The organism is Microbacterium sp. GXF0217, from assembly GCF_054798195.1.
In genome coordinates this window covers 389461-406140 of sequence record NZ_JBSJZG010000004.1, presented here as the reverse complement: position 1 = coordinate 406140, position 16680 = coordinate 389461, and the positions used below count along the sequence as shown (strand labels likewise).

Annotated in this window: 16 protein-coding genes; 7 read left to right on the top strand and 9 right to left on the bottom strand. The window is 68.6% G+C overall.

All coding sequences use genetic code 11. The annotated features are described in order from the left end of the window. Nucleotides 1-108: 108 nt before the first annotated feature. Together ACWAT3_RS11105 and ACWAT3_RS11100 are read left to right on the top strand one after the other, a co-directional pair. Complete coding sequence (locus ACWAT3_RS11105; protein ID WP_460798409.1) at nucleotides 109-1173, top strand: Rv2578c family radical SAM protein; 1065 nt, start codon at nucleotides 109-111, stop codon at nucleotides 1171-1173. Between the two features lie 49 nt (nucleotides 1174-1222). Next, nucleotides 1223-1762 carry a YaeQ family protein gene (locus ACWAT3_RS11100; RefSeq protein ID WP_460798407.1) on the top strand — a complete coding sequence of 180 codons (540 nt, stop codon included), beginning with the start codon at nucleotides 1223-1225 and terminating at the stop codon, nucleotides 1760-1762. Between the two features lie 106 nt (nucleotides 1763-1868). Here the strand turns inward: ACWAT3_RS11100 and ACWAT3_RS11095 are convergent, their stop codons facing one another. Further along, nucleotides 1869-4229, bottom strand: coding sequence for a DEAD/DEAH box helicase (locus tag ACWAT3_RS11095; RefSeq protein ID WP_460798405.1), 2361 nt, complete (start codon nucleotides 4227-4229; stop codon nucleotides 1869-1871). Nucleotides 4230-4471: 242 nt separating this feature from the next. On the opposite strand from ACWAT3_RS11095, the gene ACWAT3_RS11090 reads away from it, so the two are divergent. Then, nucleotides 4472-5368 (top strand): aldose 1-epimerase family protein, encoded by an 897-nt coding sequence (locus tag ACWAT3_RS11090; RefSeq protein WP_460798403.1) that lies wholly within the window; start codon nucleotides 4472-4474, stop codon nucleotides 5366-5368. Between the two features lie 43 nt (nucleotides 5369-5411). Here ACWAT3_RS11090 and ACWAT3_RS11085 read toward each other — a convergent pair whose 3' ends face one another. The 4 genes from ACWAT3_RS11085 to ACWAT3_RS11070 form a co-directional block, all read right to left on the bottom strand. Then, on the bottom strand, nucleotides 5412-8906 hold the full coding sequence (locus ACWAT3_RS11085; protein ID WP_460798401.1) for an efflux RND transporter permease subunit: 3495 nt from the start codon (nucleotides 8904-8906) through the stop codon (nucleotides 5412-5414). 20 nt (nucleotides 8907-8926) lie between these two features. After that, the gene (locus ACWAT3_RS11080; RefSeq protein ID WP_460798399.1) at nucleotides 8927-9511 is read right to left on the bottom strand and encodes a TetR/AcrR family transcriptional regulator; all 585 of its coding nucleotides are present in this window, start codon (nucleotides 9509-9511) and stop codon (nucleotides 8927-8929) included. A 78-nt stretch (nucleotides 9512-9589) separates the two neighbouring features. Then, on the bottom strand, nucleotides 9590-9964 hold the full coding sequence (locus ACWAT3_RS11075; protein ID WP_460798398.1) for a fluoride efflux transporter FluC: 375 nt from the start codon (nucleotides 9962-9964) through the stop codon (nucleotides 9590-9592). After that, nucleotides 9961-10332: a fluoride efflux transporter FluC gene (locus tag ACWAT3_RS11070; RefSeq protein ID WP_460798396.1), complete on the bottom strand. Its 372-nt coding sequence runs from the start codon at nucleotides 10330-10332 to the stop codon at nucleotides 9961-9963. The genes ACWAT3_RS11075 and ACWAT3_RS11070 overlap by 4 nt, the downstream gene beginning before the upstream one ends. A gap of 88 nt (nucleotides 10333-10420) precedes the next feature. Between ACWAT3_RS11070 and ACWAT3_RS11065 the strand changes: the two genes are divergently transcribed. Next, complete coding sequence (locus ACWAT3_RS11065) at nucleotides 10421-11947, top strand: FAD-dependent oxidoreductase (protein WP_460798394.1); 1527 nt, start codon at nucleotides 10421-10423, stop codon at nucleotides 11945-11947. A gap of 2 nt (nucleotides 11948-11949) precedes the next feature. Here ACWAT3_RS11065 and ACWAT3_RS11060 read toward each other — a convergent pair whose 3' ends face one another. The 3 genes from ACWAT3_RS11060 to ACWAT3_RS11050 form a co-directional block, all read right to left on the bottom strand. Further along, nucleotides 11950-12753, bottom strand: coding sequence for a nitroreductase family protein (locus tag ACWAT3_RS11060; RefSeq protein WP_460798392.1), 804 nt, complete (start codon nucleotides 12751-12753; stop codon nucleotides 11950-11952). A 5-nt stretch (nucleotides 12754-12758) separates the two neighbouring features. Continuing rightward, on the bottom strand, nucleotides 12759-13133 hold the full coding sequence (locus ACWAT3_RS11055) for a hypothetical protein (RefSeq protein WP_460798390.1): 375 nt from the start codon (nucleotides 13131-13133) through the stop codon (nucleotides 12759-12761). Between the two features lie 148 nt (nucleotides 13134-13281). Next, nucleotides 13282-14097: a MerR family transcriptional regulator gene (locus tag ACWAT3_RS11050; protein ID WP_460798389.1), complete on the bottom strand. Its 816-nt coding sequence runs from the start codon at nucleotides 14095-14097 to the stop codon at nucleotides 13282-13284. A gap of 160 nt (nucleotides 14098-14257) precedes the next feature. On the opposite strand from ACWAT3_RS11050, the gene ACWAT3_RS11045 reads away from it, so the two are divergent. Beyond that, nucleotides 14258-15097, top strand: a complete 840-nt coding sequence (locus ACWAT3_RS11045) for a DUF4097 family beta strand repeat-containing protein (RefSeq protein WP_460798387.1) — start codon at nucleotides 14258-14260, stop codon at nucleotides 15095-15097. Further along, nucleotides 15094-15714, top strand: coding sequence for a PadR family transcriptional regulator (locus tag ACWAT3_RS11040; RefSeq protein ID WP_460798385.1), 621 nt, complete (start codon nucleotides 15094-15096; stop codon nucleotides 15712-15714). The genes ACWAT3_RS11045 and ACWAT3_RS11040 overlap by 4 nt, the downstream gene beginning before the upstream one ends. Nucleotides 15715-15717: 3 nt before the next feature. Here the strand turns inward: ACWAT3_RS11040 and ACWAT3_RS11035 are convergent, their stop codons facing one another. After that, a complete protein-coding gene (locus ACWAT3_RS11035; RefSeq protein ID WP_460798383.1) occupies nucleotides 15718-16260 on the bottom strand; it encodes a universal stress protein in 543 nt (180 codons plus the stop codon). Nucleotides 16261-16407: 147 nt separating this feature from the next. On the opposite strand from ACWAT3_RS11035, the gene ACWAT3_RS11030 reads away from it, so the two are divergent. After that, on the top strand, nucleotides 16408-16599 hold the full coding sequence (locus tag ACWAT3_RS11030) for a DUF3073 domain-containing protein (RefSeq protein ID WP_429461679.1): 192 nt from the start codon (nucleotides 16408-16410) through the stop codon (nucleotides 16597-16599). Nucleotides 16600-16680 lie beyond the last annotated feature (81 nt).

The following is a 16680-nucleotide window of genomic DNA, read 5'->3' as shown; positions in this document are numbered from 1 at the left end:
GTCCATTCTCACCCGTGGAGCTGGATGCCTCGACCCGCGCGGCAGCCCGGCTTCGATTCTCAGCAGCCCGCTCTTGCGATTCTTTCGATGCTTTGTTCTAATGAGTTCATGCGATGGCAGGGGCAGACGATCGACGACGCGGACGAATCCGCGCTGCCCGGCATGGAGAATCGCAGCGGCGTCGTCCGATCGGTGACGACGCCCGAGTTCGCCGGGATGACCTTCCACGAGGTGCTCGCGAAGTCGGCGCTGAACAAGGTTCCCGGCCCATCGCGGATGCCGTTCGCCTGGACGATCAACCCGTACCGCGGCTGCAGTCATGCCTGCGTGTACTGCTTCGCACGGGGGACGCATCAGTATCTCGACCTCGACGGCGGCGCGGACTTCGATTCGCAGATCGTCGTGAAGACCAACGTCGTCGACGTGCTGCAGCGCGAGCTGCGACGCGGCAGCTGGCAGCACGAGACCGTCGCGCTGGGCACGAACACCGATCCCTATCAGCGCGCAGAAGGACGCTATCGGCTCATGCCAGGGATCATCCAGGCTCTCGCGGACTCCGCCACGCCGATGTCGATCCTGACCAAGGGCACGCTCATCCGCCGGGACATCCCGCAGTTGATCGAAGCGGCGAAGCGCGTACCCGTCGACGTGCAAATGTCGATCGCGATGTACGACGACGAGTTGCAGCGGACGATCGAGCCCGGCACGCCCACGACACAGGCACGCCTCGACACCGTGCGCGCACTGGCGGATGCCGGGTTCGCCGTGACCGTCTTCCTCATGCCGATCATGCCGCACATGACCGACTCGGTCGCGGCGATCGACGCAGCCCTCGCACGCATCAAGGCGGCCGGAGCCGCTCGCGTCATCTACGGCGCCCTGCATCTGCGCCCCGGCGTGAAGCCCTGGTTCATGCAGTGGCTCGGCGAGCATCGTCCCGACCTCGTCGCCTCCTACCGCGGGCTCTACCCCGGCGTCTCCGCCGAGGCTCCGAAGGGGTATCGGCAGTGGCTGGCGAAGCGGGTGCGTCCGCTGATCGCCATGCACCGTCTCGACGGCCGCGACGAGGACGATCTGTACACGGCCAGTCCTCGAGGCAGTCGCTCGCTGCCCCCTCGCCCGGTCACGGCGCCCGCGGCATCCGCTCCGACCGACCAGCCGATGCTGTTCTGAACCGGAGACCGACGGGGAGGCGCCCGATGGACGCGTAGGCTCGAGAGCTATGGCTATCGGCGCGATGATCCACACGTTCACGGTGCAGCTCGCGGACATGGACCGCGGGGTCTATGAGGAGCTGACGCTGCGGGTGGCGAAGCATCCCTCCGAGACCGACGCCTACATGCTCACCCGCGTCCTCGCGTACTGCCTGGAGCACACCGAGGGGATCACCTTCAGCGAAGGACTCTCCTCCACCGAGGAGCCGGCGGTCGTCGTACGCGATCTCACCGGCCGCATCACGGCGTGGATCGAGATCGGCGCACCGGATGCCGAGCGCATGCACTACGGCAGTCGACTCGCCGAGCGCACGGTCGTGTACACGCACCGCGACCCCGTGAAGGTGCTCTCCGCATGGGAGGGCAAGCGCATCCACGACGCCGACGGCATCCGCGTCTACGGCTTCGACCCCGGCTTCATCGACGCCGGCACGCGCGTGATCGAACGACGCAACACCGCGACCCTCACGGTCACCGAGGCGCAGCTGTACCTCGACCTCAACGGGACGAGCCTGTCGTCCGCCGTGTACGAGCACCGGATCGAGTGACCCAGGCTTGCCTTCCACACCTCGTCAGCGAATGCCCAAGAGGCCGCCGGAATCGGGTTCCGGCGGCCTCTTCGCGTTCGTCGTCGAGGACGACTGCTGAGCGCGATCAGGCGGTGAGATCCGCCGCGGTCGGAACGCGACCGGCGATCTCCTCGATGACCTCGTCGCCGACGCGTGCCTGCTCGAAGGGTGCGTCGATCTCGGCGCGCTCGAGCAGTTCGGACATGCGACGCTGACGCTGACGCGTGATCAGGGTCACGACGCGACCCGAGCGACCGGCGCGACCGGTGCGGCCGGAGCGGTGCAGGTAGGTCTTGTACTCGTCCGGAGCGTCGGCCTGGACGACCAGGTCGATGTCGTCGACGTGGATGCCGCGGGCCGCGACGTCCGTCGCGACGAGGACCTGCACCTTGCCGGACGTGAGCCGTGCCAGGTTGCGCGTGCGCTTGGCCTGGTTGAGGTCGCCGTGCAGGGAGACCGACGGGATCCCGGCATCCTCGAACTGCTCGGAGAGCATGTCGGCGTACGCGCGGGTCCGCGCGAAGACCAGGGTCTGGCCTTCGCGGTCGACGAGCGCGTTGAGCACCTCGGCCTTGTCGCGGTGCTCGATCACGAGCACGCGGTGCTCGATGGTGCTGGTCTCCTGGCTCTCGCCGGCGACCTCGTACACCGCCGGGTCCACGAGGAACTCGTCGACGAGGGCGGCGACCTCACGGTCGAGCGTCGCCGAGAACAGCAGCTTCTGGCTGCCCTCGGCGGTGTGCCGGAGAATCCGCTGCACCGGCTCGACGAACCCGAGCTCGCACATGTGATCGGCTTCGTCGAGGACCGCGATCCGGCAGTCCGACAGATCGAGCTTGCCCTGGTTGATGAGGTCCTCGATGCGACCGGGGGTGCCGATCACGATGTCGACGCCCTTCTTGAGGGCTCCGACCTGACGCCCCTGCGGCACACCGCCGTAGATCTGGGTGGTGAACAGGCCGACGCTGCGCGCGATGGGCTGGATCGTCCGGTCGATCTGCAGAGCGAGCTCGCGCGTCGGCGCGAGGATGATCGCCCGCGGGGAGCGACCGAACTCGCGCTTCTTGCCGGCCTGCGACTTCAGGATGCTCTCGACCAGCGGAGCGCCGAACGCGATCGTCTTGCCGGAACCGGTGCGCCCACGGCCGAGCACGTCGCGCCCCTGAAGCACCGCCGGGATGCTGGCGGCCTGGATCGGGAACGGCGACACCGCACCCATGTTCTGCAGCGTCTCGACGATGTTGGAGCCGAGGCCCAGGTCGCCGAAGGTCACGTTCTCGACCTCGGCGGCCTGCACCGTCTTGGCCTCGAGACGCTCGTGGACGACGTCCTGCGCCGGCTCGACGGAAGCGTTCACCGAGCTCTTCGCGGTCCAATCGGCGCGGCTCGGACGCTGTTCGGTGCGGCGGTCGTCGCGGCGCGGGCGGTTGTCGTTGGACCGAGGGCGCTCGTTGCGGTCGCCGTCGTAGCGCGGGCGGTCGGTGCCGCGATCGTTGGTGTACCGGGGACGGTCTGCGCCACGACTGCTGCCGCGGTCGCCGTTGTACGCCGGACGGTCGCCGTCACGGCGGGGACGCTCGGCGCCGCGGTCGCTGTTGTAGCGGGGACGGTCGGTGCCACGGTCGTTGCTGTAACCGCCGCGGTCGGATCCGCCGTCGCGGTTGTAGCGCGGGCGCTCAGAACCACCATCGCGGTTGTAACGGGGACGGTCTGAACCACCCTCACGGTTGTACTGCGGACGATCGCCGCCACGGTCATTGCTGTACCGAGGACGCTCCGAACCACCATCACGGTTGTAACGGGAACGGTCAGAACCGCCGTCGCGGTTGTAGCGCGGACGGTCGGTGCCACGGTCGTTGTTGTGCTGGGGGCGGCCGGCTCCACCGTCGCGGTTGTAACGGGGACGGTCTGAACCACCCTCACGGTTGTACTGCGGACGATCGCCGCCACGGTCATTGCTGTACCGAGGGCGCTCCGAACCACCATCACGGTTGTAGCGAGGACGCTCCGAACCACCATCACGGTTGTAGCGAGGACGCTCGCCCGCACGGTCGTTGTCGTACCGCGGACGGCCGCCGTCGAAGCGACGCTCGCCACCGGTGAACCGGCGCTCGCCAGACCCGCCGCGCTCGTCGCGGTGGTGCGGGGCGTCGCGGCGTCCGGACTCGGCACGGCCGCGGATCGACCGAGCCTCGTCGCGGCCGGCGCGCTCCTGCTCGGTCCAGCGGCGCTTCGGGGCTCCGGACTCGGCCTCGGCGCGGTAGCCGCGGTGCTTCGGGCTCTTGTGACCGGGGCCTGCGGGGCGGTAACCGGAACGGTCATCACCGGCATCCGAACGCGAGGGACGACCGTCATTGTGACGATCGTGGAAGGAGGTCTTCTTGGCGTATCGCGGCTCGAAGTTGCGAGCAGGGCGACCGCCCTTGGGGGACGTGTTCTTGGGCATGGTGTGGATCCTTTGGGGTTCTCGCCACGAGAACAGCCGTCTGGGCGCGCACGCGCAGACAGATCCGGACATCCGTCGGCCGGGGCCATTCATGTGATGGTTCATGCGCGTCGATCGACGCTCACCATCGGCCCCTGGACTCACACTTCACACAAAAACGCCCGCGCCGATGCGCGGCTGTCCGAAGCCGACCTTCCCAGGATACCGCGCCTGGCTGGGAAGGTCCCCCGTACGATGTCGTGGTGACCTCACTCTCCCCCACCGGTACTCAGATCCATCTGCAGCGCGGCGCCGTCACCGCGCAGATCGCGCAGGTCGGAGCATCCCTTCGGTCCTTGACCGTCGGCGGCTCCGCTCTCGTTCCGCCGTACCCGCTCGGGGAGCCGACGCCGTCGTGCTCCGGCGTCGTCCTCGCCCCGTGGCCGAACCGGGTCCGCGACGGGATCTGGGACGACGATGGCACCGCCCGTCAGCTCGCGATCACCGAGCCGAAGTTCTCCAACGCCAGCCACGGGCTGCTGCGCTTCGCCGCGTACGACGTCGCGCAGGCGCAGTCGTGCGCCACGCTGCGCACGACGATCGTGCCGCAGACCGGATGGCCGTACGAGATCGCCACGAGCGTGACGTACGCGCTCACCGACAGCGGCATCATCGTCGAGCACGTGCTCGAGAACCGATCGGATGCCGCGGCCCCTGTCGCCCTCGGCACGCACCCGTTCGTCACGATCGGCGACGCCGACCCGCACGACCTGGTGCTCGCCGTCGCGGCAGCGACGCAGATCGATGTGGACGACCGCATGCTTCCGACCGGGACGTCGCCCGCTCCGGCCGAGCTGCGCGACGGCATTCGGCTGGGTGATGTCGTGCTCGACACCGGCTTCGCCGATCTGCTCCGCGATGCCGACGGCACCGCGCGTCACACCCTCACGGCACCGGATGGGCGCCGCGTCACCCTGTGGCAGGGCGAGGGGTTCGACTACGTGCAGGTCTACACGACCACGTCGTACCCCGGTCAGCCTCTCGCGGTCGCGATCGAGCCGATGACCGCGCCGGCGGATGCGCTGAACAGCGGCCTCGGCATCCGGCGTCTCCTTCCCGGCGAGAGCTGGACCCTGCGCTGGGGCATCGAGCTCGGCTGAGCACTCGGTCCTGGTTCGCCGTACCAGGACCGAGTGGCCGGCCTCAGTGCAGCGGGTTCGCCGGCGGCAAGCCCGACTGGCGCTCGCGCAGTTCGCGCCGGGTGCGCGCCTGTTCGCTCTGGTCGACGGATGCCGCCACCGCGGAAGCGGCAGCCGCCGCCGCAGCAGCAGCAGCCGCCGCAGCCGAGGCCGCGGCCGCCATTGCCGAATGCGCCGAGTAGGACGGCTCCTCCTCGTAGTGGGTGAGGTGGTGGGTCCGCTCGGAACGCTCCAGCTCGGTCGACGGCTGCGACGGCTGCGGCACGGGAGCCGCGGCCGGAGCCTCCTCCGCCCTGGCATCCTGTGCCGTGGCCGTGGCGGTGGCGCCCGCGCCGACGACGGCCAGGGCGCTCACGAGCGGATCGGCCTCGGCACCGGCCGCAGGCCCTGAGGCATCCGGACCCGTCTCCGGCGCAGGGCCTGCGGGGCCGTCGTCGTCACCGCCGCGCGCGGCGCGCTTGGCCGCACGACGCTCCTTGGCGCCCTCGACGAGGTTGTAGAGCGTCGGCAGCACGATCAGCGTCAGGATCGTCGACGAGACGAGTCCGCCGATCACGACGATCGCCAGCGGCTGCGAGATGAACCCGCCGTGTCCGGTGATGCCGAGCGCCATGGGCGTGAGCGCGAAGATCGTCGCCAGCGCCGTCATGAGGATCGGGCGCAGACGCTTCTCGCCACCCGCCATCACGGCATCGCGTGCCGACAGGCCCTTCTCACGGTACTGGTTCACAAGGTCGACGAGCACGATGGCGTTCGTCACCACGATGCCGATCAGCATCAGCACGCCGATCAGCGAGGCGACGCCGAGCGGCACCCCGGTGATGATCTGCAGCAGGATCGCACCGGTGGCCGCGAACGGCACCGAGACGAGCAGGAGCAGCGGCTGACGCAGCGACTTGAACGTCGCCACCATCACGACGTACACGATGAGGATCGCGGCGAGCATCGCCAGCCCGAGCTGAGAGAACGAGTCGGCCTGCTGCGAGGCGACGCCGCCCACCTCGGCGCTCGCTCCGTCGGGGAGGTCGACCTCTTCCAGAGCCTCGTTCACCGAGGCGGTCGCCACGGCGAGGTCGTCGGATGCGGGCGGCACCGTGACCGTGGCCGTCCGGCGTCCCTGTTGGGTCGTGATCGACGTCGGGCCCTCGCGCTCCTCGACCGTCGCCACATCCTGCAGCTGGATCATGCCGACCGGCGTCGGAATGGCCAGCTCGCGCAGCGCCTCGACCGTGGTCGGCGGTTCGGGGTCGGCCAGGTAGATCGTGAGGGACGTGCCGTCCAGCTCGATGGATCCGGCCTGCTGCGGCTGCATGGCGCTCGAGACGATCGAGCCGACCGCGACCTCACTGAGCCCGGCGGCCGCCGCGGCGCCCCGGTCGACGACGACACCGATGTACGGCAACGACGCAGCCAGGTTGTCGGTGACCGTACCGAGGCCGTCGCGGCCGTCGAGCTCGGCCGTCACGGCATCCGTCGCCTCCTGCAGCGCCTCGGCGCTCGGAGCCGTGATGTCGACCTCGATGTCGCTGCTGCCGAATCCGGCAGACGCGGCCACCGTGATGTCGCCCACGCCCCCGAGATCGTCGACGGCATCCTGCACGTCGGCGCGCAGCTGCTCCTGGTCGACGTCGGGGTCGGTCTGGATCGAGTAGTTGATGCCTGCACCACCGGAGAACGCGTCACGCAGCGACGAGCCGCTGGACCCGATCGAGACCTGCACGGTCTCGATGCCGTCGACGTCCATGAGCGCGTCCTCGACGACGACGGCCGCCTCGTCCTGCGACTGCAGGCTCGCGGTCGGGCCGAGATCCTGCGTGACCGTCATGGTGTTCTGCCCGGAGTCGCTGAGGAAGTTCACCTTCATCAGCGGAGCGGCCGCGAGCGTCGCACCGAGCACGACAACGGCGATCACGACCGTGATGCCGGAGTGCTTGAGCGTCCAGTTGAGGATCGGGCGGTAGCCCTTCTGCAGCGCCGTCGGCGGGGCATCGGGGTGCTCGGGGTCGATCTGCTCGCCGTGCTCGTCGAGCAGAGGTTTGCCCGGACGCAGGAACCAGTACGCGAGCACCGGCACGATCGTCAGCGCCACCAGCAGCGACGCGGCCATCGCGATCGTCACCGTCATGGCGAAGGGCCGGAACAGCTCGCCGACCATGTCGCCGACGAACACGATCGGCAGGAACACCGCGACGGTCGTGATGGTGGATGCCGTGATGGCACCGGCCACCTCGCGCACGGCGAGCACGATCGCGCTCATCTTGTCGGCGTCGCCGACGTAGTGCCGCTTGATGTTCTCGATCACGACGATCGAGTCGTCCACCACGCGCCCGATCGCGATCGTCAACGCGCCGAGGGTGAGGATGTTCAGCGTGTATCCGAAGGCCTGCAGACCGATGAAGGTGATCAGCACGCTGGTCGGGATCGAGATCGCCGTCACCAGGGTCGAGCGGATCGACAGCAGGAACACCAGGATGATGATGACCGCGAACACGAGGCCGAGCAGTCCCTCGGTCGCGAGCGTCTCGATCGACTGCTGGATGAACGGCGCCTGGTCGAACACGACCGTGAACTCGGCATCCGGGAACGACTCGGAGATGTCGTCCAGCGCCGCGATCACTCCCGTGGAGACCTCGACCGTGTTGGCCGAAGGGAGCTTCGTGATGGACAGCGTGATCGCGTCCTCGCCGTCGACGCGCGAGACCGACGTGACCGGATCGGTGTCGAGCGCCACGGTCGCGACGTCGCCGATCGTGGCCTCCGTTCCGACGAGCGGCAGCGCGGCGATCTCGTCGACCGAGGTGAGCTTGGCGCCGGTCTGCACCGTGAAGGTGTCGTCGCCCTCGGTGATCTCGCCGCCGGGGAAGAGCACGCCGTTCTGCTGCAGCGCATCGGTGATCGACTGGGTGCTGACACCGCGCTCCATGAGAGCCGCGTCATCAGGGGTGATGGTGACGCGCTCGCCGACGCCGCCGACGATCTCCGCCGCGTTGACCCCGTCCACGTCCTCGAGGTCGGGGACCGCGACGTTCTCGAGATCGGCCTGAATCGTCTGGGCATCGTCGAACCCGGTGACGGCGACCTGGATCACCGGCAGGTCGTCGATCGACACCGACAGCACCTGCGGCTCGACCTCTTCCGGCAGCTGCTGCGAGATGCGGTTGATCGCCTGCTGCATCTTCTGCTCAGCGGTGGCGAGATTCTCGCCGTACGTGAATGTCGCCTGCACGATCGAGGCGTTCGTCGTGCTCGTCGCGGTGGTCGATTCGAGCCCCGGCACCCCCTGGATGGCCGTCTCGATCGGCGTGGACACGTCATTCTCGACCACCTCGGGCGATGCACCGGGGTAGCTCGTCATGACGATGAGCGCTGGCAGCTCGAGCGAGGGGATGAGCTCCTGCTTGAGGCTGTTCAGCGCGAGACCGCCGAAGACGGCCGCGACGATCGTGATCAGGGCGATCAGCGCGCGGTTCTTCAGACTCAGGACGGCGAGTTTCGACAAGGCTGTTCTCTCTCGGTCGATCAGACGGATGCTGCGGGTGAAGACGTCGACGCCGGGGAACGGAGGATCCCGGCGAGGGCGTCGCGGATGAGCTCTTCGTCGAGCGGCTCGTCATGGATCTGCGATTGCCACAGTACGCCGTCGATGAAGGCGGCGGCAGCCCGCGCGCGGTCGACGCCGTGGACCGGCGCGATGAATCCGACGACCTCGTCGGACCAGTGCCGTGCGAGTTCGCGGACGCGCGGGTCGTGCACGGCGGCGGTGACGACCGCGCGCTCGGCCTGGATGCTGCGCGCCTCGACCATCGCCTCGCTGATGAGGCGCGCGAGCACCGCCGGGGTGACGCCCTCGGCGACGACGGTCTGCCGCGTCGCGTCGATGCGCAGATCGACCTCGGTCACGAGCGTGTCGAGTGCCGCATCCCTCAGATCGTCGAGCGTGGCGAAGTACTGAGTGGTGGCGCCGAGCGGGACCCCGGCACGCGCGGCGACCCTGCGGTGCGTGATCGCGTCGGCGCCGATCTCGACGATGAGCTCGGCGGCGGCCTCGACGATCGCACGACGGCGCGCCTCAGGGTCGCGCCTGCGGCGGATGCCTGCGCTCATCTCGACTCCCCCGTTGCCGGTTCTGTACTTTTGTACAGTTTCACACGGCGGCATTTGAGAGGATGCTGTGAACCGACATCATCCGAGGAGGGCGCCGACCGCGAGCCCGAGACCGGCGAAGAGCAGCCCGAGCACGAGCATCCCGATCGCATTGAAGGCGGATGCCGGCCGTTCGCCATCGCGCCACAGGGCGAAGGTGTCGACCATTGCCGTGCTGAAAGTCGTGTAGCCGCCGAGCAGGCCGGCGCCGATGAGGAATGCGGCATCCGGCAGCGCTGTCGTGACGAGGCCGAGCGCAAAAGAGCCGGTGAGGTTCACGACGAGCACCCCCCAGGGGAAGCGCCCGCTCGTCGTGTTTCGCAGCGCGCGAGCGACCCCGGCATCGGCGAGATATCGCAGTCCGGCGCCGACTCCCCCGGCGAGCGAAGCACATAGGAAGAGCAGAGGTGTCATCGGCGCCTCCCGCGCGGGGCGGCGATCTGCGTCCCCGCTGCCGCCGCGAGGATCCCGAGCGCGAGGCTCGCGATGGCATACCCGGCGGCGAGCCATGGGGCGCTGCTCCAGAGTCCGACGGCACCGACGGTGAGAGCGCTGTAGGTGGTGAATCCGCCGAGGATGCCGGTGCCGAGGAACACGCGGAGATCCGTTGACGCCGGCACGCGCGCCGACAGCATCCCGAGCAGCAGAGCACCGCTCGCGTTGACCGCGAGGATCGCGACGGGGAAGCCTCCGTGATCGGGCAGCCACAGTCCGACGGCCAATCGTGCCGCGGAGCCGAGCATCCCTCCGACCACCACGAGCAGCAGGCGGCGGAGGGTCACGCCGCCACTCTATCCCCGGCGCGTCCCACCGCCCCGCACGAATGTCAAGGCTGTGGAGCCGAGCGGACGCGGTCCGTTGACTGAGGCCATGATGCCGTTGTGGAAGACCGATCAGACCGCGCCGATGGGCTCGCCGTTCGAACCGGGGAGCCACCATGATGTCGTGATCGTCGGGGCGGGGGTGACCGGCCTGGCGACCGCGCTGATGCTGACGCGCGCCGGCATGGACGTCGCTGTGATCGATGCCGGAGGGATCGCCGAACTCGCGTCCGGCGCGAACACCGGCAAGGTGTCGTTGCTCCAGGGCGAGCGGCTCGCCGCGCTGCGGCGCCACCACCCCGCTGCCCTCGTCGCGGCCTATGTGGATGCCAACCGTGCGGGGATGCAGTGGCTGACCTCCTTCGCCGAGTCCGCAGGCGTCGAATTCTCGAGGCGCACGGATCATTCGTACGCGCAGACCAGGGAAGGGCTCGACGCCGTGCATCGTCAGCACGCCGCGGCGCGAGAGGCGGGCCTGCACACGCGTCTGCTGGAGGCCGCCGACCTTCCGGAGGTGCTGTTCCCCCTCGTCGGCGCGGTTGCGCTGGACGATCAGATCGCGATCGACCCGATGCGGCTCGCTCGCGCGATGGCCGAGGCGCTCCTCGCGGAGGGCGGAACGCTGCGTACGCGCACTCGAGCCACCGGAGCGCACGCGCTGCCCGCTCCCCGCGTCGATACCTCCTCCGGTCCGCTGTTCGCCGAGCACGTCGTGCTGGCGACCGGCACGCCGATCGTCGATCGGGGCCTTTACTTCACCAAGACGCGCGGGCTCCGGTCGTACTGCGTGTCGTTCCGCGTACCCGGGGCCGTCCCCGAGGGCACGTTCATCTCCGTCGACGGACCGACGCGTTCCGTCCGTCCGGTCGCGGCAGCGGATGGCCCCGCAGGAACCAACCTCGTCGTCGGCGGCAATGGTCACCCCATCGGCCGCTCGGAGGCGGAGTCGGCGGCCGTGGAGGATCTGGTCGAGTGGACACGGCAGCACTTCGACGGCGCCGAGGAGACGCATCGTTGGTCCGCGCAGGACTACGAGTCCCACAATCTCGTCCCCTTCGTCGGCGCGATGCCGCGCGGTCTGGGCCGCATCCGATTCGCGACCGGCTATGGGAAATGGGGGCTGTCCAACGCGCCGGCGGCCGCTCTGCGCCTCACAGCGGAGATCCTCGGGACCCCTCGCCGCGAGGAGTCGACCTGGATGCGGACACTCGGCACCCGCCTCACGGTCCCTGCCGACCTCGGCCGCGGCCTCGCCGAGGCCGGCAGGGTCGCGCGCTCGTTCGCCGTCGGCTGGGCGGGAGCGGCGAGCAGACCCGTGCCCGTGATCCGCCCGGCAGAGCGCACCGGCGTGGTCGCCCATCGCCGGGGCCGACCGGTGGGCATCTCCACGGTGGGCGGCGTCACGCGGGCCGTCGACGCGGTCTGCCCTCACCTGGGCGGCGTTCTGGAGTGGAACGATGCCGAGTGCACGTGGGACTGCCCGTTGCACGCCTCCCGCTTCACCGCGGACGGCACGCGCATCGAAGGTCCGGCGCTGCGCGACATCCCTCGCCTGCCCCGTTCACCTGGAGAGTGACCTCAGCTCTGCCGCTCGACGTCCCAGCCGCTCTGCGGAGTGTCGCACGTCTCGCGGTAGACGTACTGCGAGACGAGCTTGCGCTGGCTGCTCGTCCAGTCGATCGCGGGGCGACGCTGTTCCGGCGGCAGGTAGCCCAGTCGGTACACGGCCATGAGCTCCAGATCGTCAGGAACGCGCAACAGCTTCACGATCTCGTCCCAGCGCCCCGGCGCCTCCATAGGGAACGAGATGAACTGGATGCCCATCCCGAGTTCGACGGTCGTGAGCCACACGTTCTCCATTGCGGCCCCCATGCTGAACACCGAGTAGAACGACGACAACTGCCCAGGGCGGTATTCGCTGCGATCGAGCATCACCCCGAGCAGCAGAGGCGACCCCGCGACGAGCCGACGGTTCTCGGCGCCGAGGGTCCTGGGCACGCCGAGCGCGTTCATGAGCGTCTGCCCGCGCTTCGTGAACACCTGGCCGGTGAACGGTCGCAGCGGAGCCGGCAGCTTGTCGAAGAGCATGCCGCTGCGCTTCTCATCCATCTCGGCCTGACTGAAGCGGAAATACGGCTTGTACCGTTCGAAGAACGTTCCGTTGGACATGACATCGGTCATGCTCTCGCCCGACACCCGAGCGATCTCGCGGATCGTGTCGGGGCTCTCGATCACGACGAACCGCCACGGCTGGCTGTTCAGCTGAGAGGGTGCACGACTGGCGGCCTCGAGAAGCAGCCGCTGGTGCTCCTCCGAGACCGGATCGGGAAGGAAGGCCCCGTTCGTGGTCTTGCGGCGACGGATGGCATCGAGCAGATCCATGCGGGTCACTTCCTTCTGTCTGGATCGATCGCCAGGATGAGTCCGGCAGCGAAGAACGGCGCGGCCGAGAGCGCCACGAGCGGATGCCGGCGTCCGCGCGTTCCGGCGAACGGGATCACGGCCAGCGGGCTGAGCGCGGGCGCCAGAGCGACCGCCGCGCGACGGTTCGGCCTGCGGGGGATGCGCCACAGCGCCGAGCTGAGTGCGACGACCGTGGATGCGGCGGTCAGGATGAACAGGGCGTGATGCAGCCAGCGGAACCGGCGCGTGTCGATGAGCCTCGTCGCGACCGCCCCGCCGAGCAGGCAGTTGAGCAGATAGCTCAGCGCGGCCGCGGCGAACACCGGCGGTATCCTGGTGCCCCGACGACGGTCGCGCATGACTCGACCATAGGCCTCTCAGCCCGACCAGGCGCCGCACGCCCCGCACGTCGCCGATTCCCGCGTCAGCCAATGGGACGGACGGGAGCGGAGAACGCCCTGTCGCGATCCCAGAGCCTTCTCCGCCCATGTGCCCGCCCAGCCGGGTCTACAGGTTCGCCTCCGCGTAGATGCGGAGCGCATCGCGGACGAACTCCGCACCAGCGGTGCCTCCGTCGCGCGTCGCGTAGTTCGCGCCGAAGCGCGGGTCGGCGACGTACATCTCGCCGAGCCCGATCACGTAACCCTTGACCGCGTCATCCGGCCCCTGAGCCTGTCGAAGGGCGGCCGCCGGCGTACCGGGCACGCCGGTCAGCCAGTGCACGTGCCTGGCCGCGATCGCCTGCGCCTCATCGGATGCCGGATCGACGCCGCTCTCGGCGGCGGCGATCCAGTCGCGCCCGAGATCGGACACCAACTGCCGCCAATCGGCGCGCTCGGCATCCGTCATGCTGCGCCACCAACGGTCGCTGTCGGCGTAGGCCTTCTTGCCCCAACGATCCTCGACCTCCTCCTTGTAGCGGGTGTGGTCGAAGCCGTCGAACATGTCCTCTGCCATGAGTTCTTCACCTCCTCTCAATGCATCGATGGTGGATTCGACCGACGCGATCTGCCGCGTCAGCCGGTTCTGCTCCTCGCGCAGCAGCGCGAGGTGGGTCTCGAGAGCGGATGCCTCGGCGCCCGTCGACGAGCTCGGGGAGCCGGCGTCGAGCACCTCCGCGATCTGCGGGAGCCCGAGTCCGAGTTCCCGCAGCAGCAGAATGCGCTGCAGCCGCACGAGCGCGCTTTCGTCGTAGTGCCGATAGCCGTTGTGCGCGATGCGCGTCGGCGTCAGCAGTCCGATGTCGTCATAGTGACGCAGTGTCCGGCTCGTCGTCCCGGCCAACCGCGCGATCTCCTGGATGGACCAGTCGCGTATGCCCACGGCATCCTCCCTTCCGTTCGCGATATCTCCACCGTAGAAGTTGACGTTGCGTCAAGGTCAAGCAGATTCGGAAGAAGACTTTGACAAACTCGAGATATATCGTGTTATTCTCGCCACACGCGATATATCTCGATATCGCCCGGACTCAGGAGAGACGAACATGACCGAGAAGTGGCTCATCGCCCCCGGCGAGGAACGCGTCATCGACATCGCCCAGGCGACCAAGCTGAAGATCGGCCTCGTCGGCGGTCAGGTCGATGTCGTCGCACACGACGAACCCGGCATCCGCATCGAGGTGCACGGCGTGACGACCAAGGACCTGCGCATCGAATCGGACGGCACCCAGATCGAGATCGATCACCCCCAGATCGGCTGGGACAACTTCCTCGAGGTGTTCCGCAACTTCGGCTCCGGAGGCCCCAAGGTCGAGATCAGCGTCGCCGTCCCGCGCGGAATCGCCCTGAACCTCGGCGTCGTCAACGCCGGCGCCCTGGTCTCGGGCCTCGCCAATGACGCGAAGCTCAACACCGTCTCCGGAGACATCATCGTCGACACCCACACCGGCGACCTGTCAGTGAACACGGTCTCCGGTGACGTCCAGATCCGTGAACTGACCGGCTCCCTCAGCGCGAACAGCGTCTCCGGTGACGTCGCGGTGACGGGTTCGGTCCGCAAGATCACGGTCGACACCGTCTCGGGCGCGATCTGGGCGGATGCCACGGGCAACGTCAACACGATCAACCTGAACACCGTCGCCGGCAACAGCACGATCCGGCTCGAGGAGACCCTGCCCGCCAACTACGTGATGCGCTCCATGAGCGGTCGCGTGCTGATCGACGGCATCGACCGCGGCTCCAGCGGACCCACGAACTACACAGGCTCGGCCGGCGAGCTGGCCGGCCGCTTCGTCGACATCCGCACCAACTCGGTCTCCGGCGACATCACGGTGCTCCGTCAGCCCGTGCGCACCGTCGCCGACGATGCGGAGTGGGAAGCATGAGCCCCGCGGTCTTCTCCCACGGCGATCTGCGCCTCTACCTGCTGTCGCTGCTCGCGGAGTCTCCGCAGCACGGCTACGGGATCATCCAGGCGCTGACCGACCGCACCGGAGGCACCTACACCCCGAGCGCCGGCACCATCTATCCCCGGCTCGCCAAGCTCGAGGAAGAGGGCCTCGTCACCAAGACGGTCGACGGCCGCACCACCATCTACGCGATCACGGATGCCGGACGCGCCGAGCTCTCCTCCCGCGAAGACGATCTCGCCGGCATCGAGAACGACCTGGCCGATTCCGTCCGGCTCATCGCGAACGAGGTGCGCCAGAGCGTGCAGGAGGCGATGAAGAGCCTCCGCGCTGATCTCGCCGCCGCCGCGAACGAGGAGCGCAAGGGCTCCGCATCCCGTCAGCGAGCGACCGGCCCCGATGATCCGCGCGTCGCGAGCCGCGAAGAGCTCGGCCGAGCGGATGCCGTGGTCAACGCCTTCCGGGCGCGCATCCGCAGCGATCTGCGCACGCACGTCGCCCGTGGCGGCGCACTCTCGGCATCCGTCGTCAGCGAGTTGGAGAGCGCTCTGGATGCCGCCGCGAAGGGCGTCACCCGCGCACTGAACGGCTGAGTCCTACTCGGCCCAGATCTCGGCCTGGTCGTCCGGCACCGGCTCGTCCAGCGGGACGACCAGGATCGAGCGGTGCTGCCGATGCGCGAGACGCGCGGCGACCGAACCGGTGAAGAACTCCCGGATCGATTCGCCGAAGCCGCGCTTGCGGGTGCCGATGACGATGAGCTGCGCGTCGAGCTTGCCCGCGAGCTGCTTGATCGCGAGGGCCGGGTCGCCGACGAGCTGACGTGCGGTCCACGTGAGTCCGGTGCCCTCCAGCGCCTTCGTCGCTGTCTCGGTGACATGCTGGAACTCCGCGGCACCGGTTTCGATATTCATGTCGATCGGGGCCGAATGCACGTAGCCGTCCGGGTCCTCGTACGTCACGAAGCGCGTGACATCGACGTGGACCACCACAAGTGGCGCCCCGAGAATTGAGGCGTAGTGGACCGCCTGCTGCAGAACACGCGGGCTCTGCTCCGGCTGCACGCCGACGATCACGGCATTCTGCAGCTCACTGTTCTGGACGACTTCTTCGGACGACGTGGAACCGGCATCTGACATGCGGATCGTTCCCCTCCCCGGGTCTCGAACGGCCAGTGGCTCTGGCCATCGTGCTATCCTGAATGCTACTCTTACCGGCCCTCAGCCGGTGTCGTGAATGCGCGGGTCTCAGCCGCCCGCAGCTTAGATCGTGAGGGGGTCTCGCGCATGGGCCGTGGCCGTCAGAAGGCGAAACACACCAAGATCGCCCGCGAACTCAAGGCGTACAGTCCTTCGGTGAACTACTCTGCGCTGGAGCGCGAGCTGGGTCATCCGAGCGACTCGGACGAGAACGCCTACGTCGACAAATGGGCCGACGAGTACGCAGACGAAGACGAGGACGAACTCGAAAAGGCGTAGCCGCCGAGTTCGTTCATCGATGACCCCGTCGCACCCGCGGCGGGGTCATCGCCGTACCCGCGAGCAGCACGCCCGGGATGG

Bases quoted from the DNA above. Each gene is read 5' to 3' on its own strand.
- ACWAT3_RS11105 (WP_460798409.1), top strand. From the start codon at position 109: ATGCGATGGCAGGGGCAGACGATCGACGACGCGGACGAATCCGCGCTG.
- ACWAT3_RS11100 (WP_460798407.1), top strand. From the start codon at position 1,223: ATGGCTATCGGCGCGATGATCCACACGTTCACGGTGCAGCTCGCGGAC.
- ACWAT3_RS11095 (WP_460798405.1), bottom strand. From the start codon at position 4,229: ATGCCCAAGAACACGTCCCCCAAGGGCGGTCGCCCTGCTCGCAACTTC.
- ACWAT3_RS11080 (WP_460798399.1), bottom strand. From the start codon at position 9,511: ATGAGCGCAGGCATCCGCCGCAGGCGCGACCCTGAGGCGCGCCGTCGT.
- ACWAT3_RS11075 (WP_460798398.1), bottom strand. From the start codon at position 9,964: ATGACACCTCTGCTCTTCCTATGTGCTTCGCTCGCCGGGGGAGTCGGC.
- ACWAT3_RS11065 (WP_460798394.1), top strand. From the start codon at position 10,421: ATGATGCCGTTGTGGAAGACCGATCAGACCGCGCCGATGGGCTCGCCG.
- ACWAT3_RS11060 (WP_460798392.1), bottom strand. From the start codon at position 12,753: ATGGATCTGCTCGATGCCATCCGTCGCCGCAAGACCACGAACGGGGCC.
- ACWAT3_RS11055 (WP_460798390.1), bottom strand. From the start codon at position 13,133: ATGCGCGACCGTCGTCGGGGCACCAGGATACCGCCGGTGTTCGCCGCG.
- ACWAT3_RS11045 (WP_460798387.1), top strand. From the start codon at position 14,258: ATGACCGAGAAGTGGCTCATCGCCCCCGGCGAGGAACGCGTCATCGAC.
- ACWAT3_RS11040 (WP_460798385.1), top strand. From the start codon at position 15,094: ATGAGCCCCGCGGTCTTCTCCCACGGCGATCTGCGCCTCTACCTGCTG.
- ACWAT3_RS11035 (WP_460798383.1), bottom strand. From the start codon at position 16,260: ATGTCAGATGCCGGTTCCACGTCGTCCGAAGAAGTCGTCCAGAACAGT.
- ACWAT3_RS11030 (WP_429461679.1), top strand. From the start codon at position 16,408: ATGGGCCGTGGCCGTCAGAAGGCGAAACACACCAAGATCGCCCGCGAA.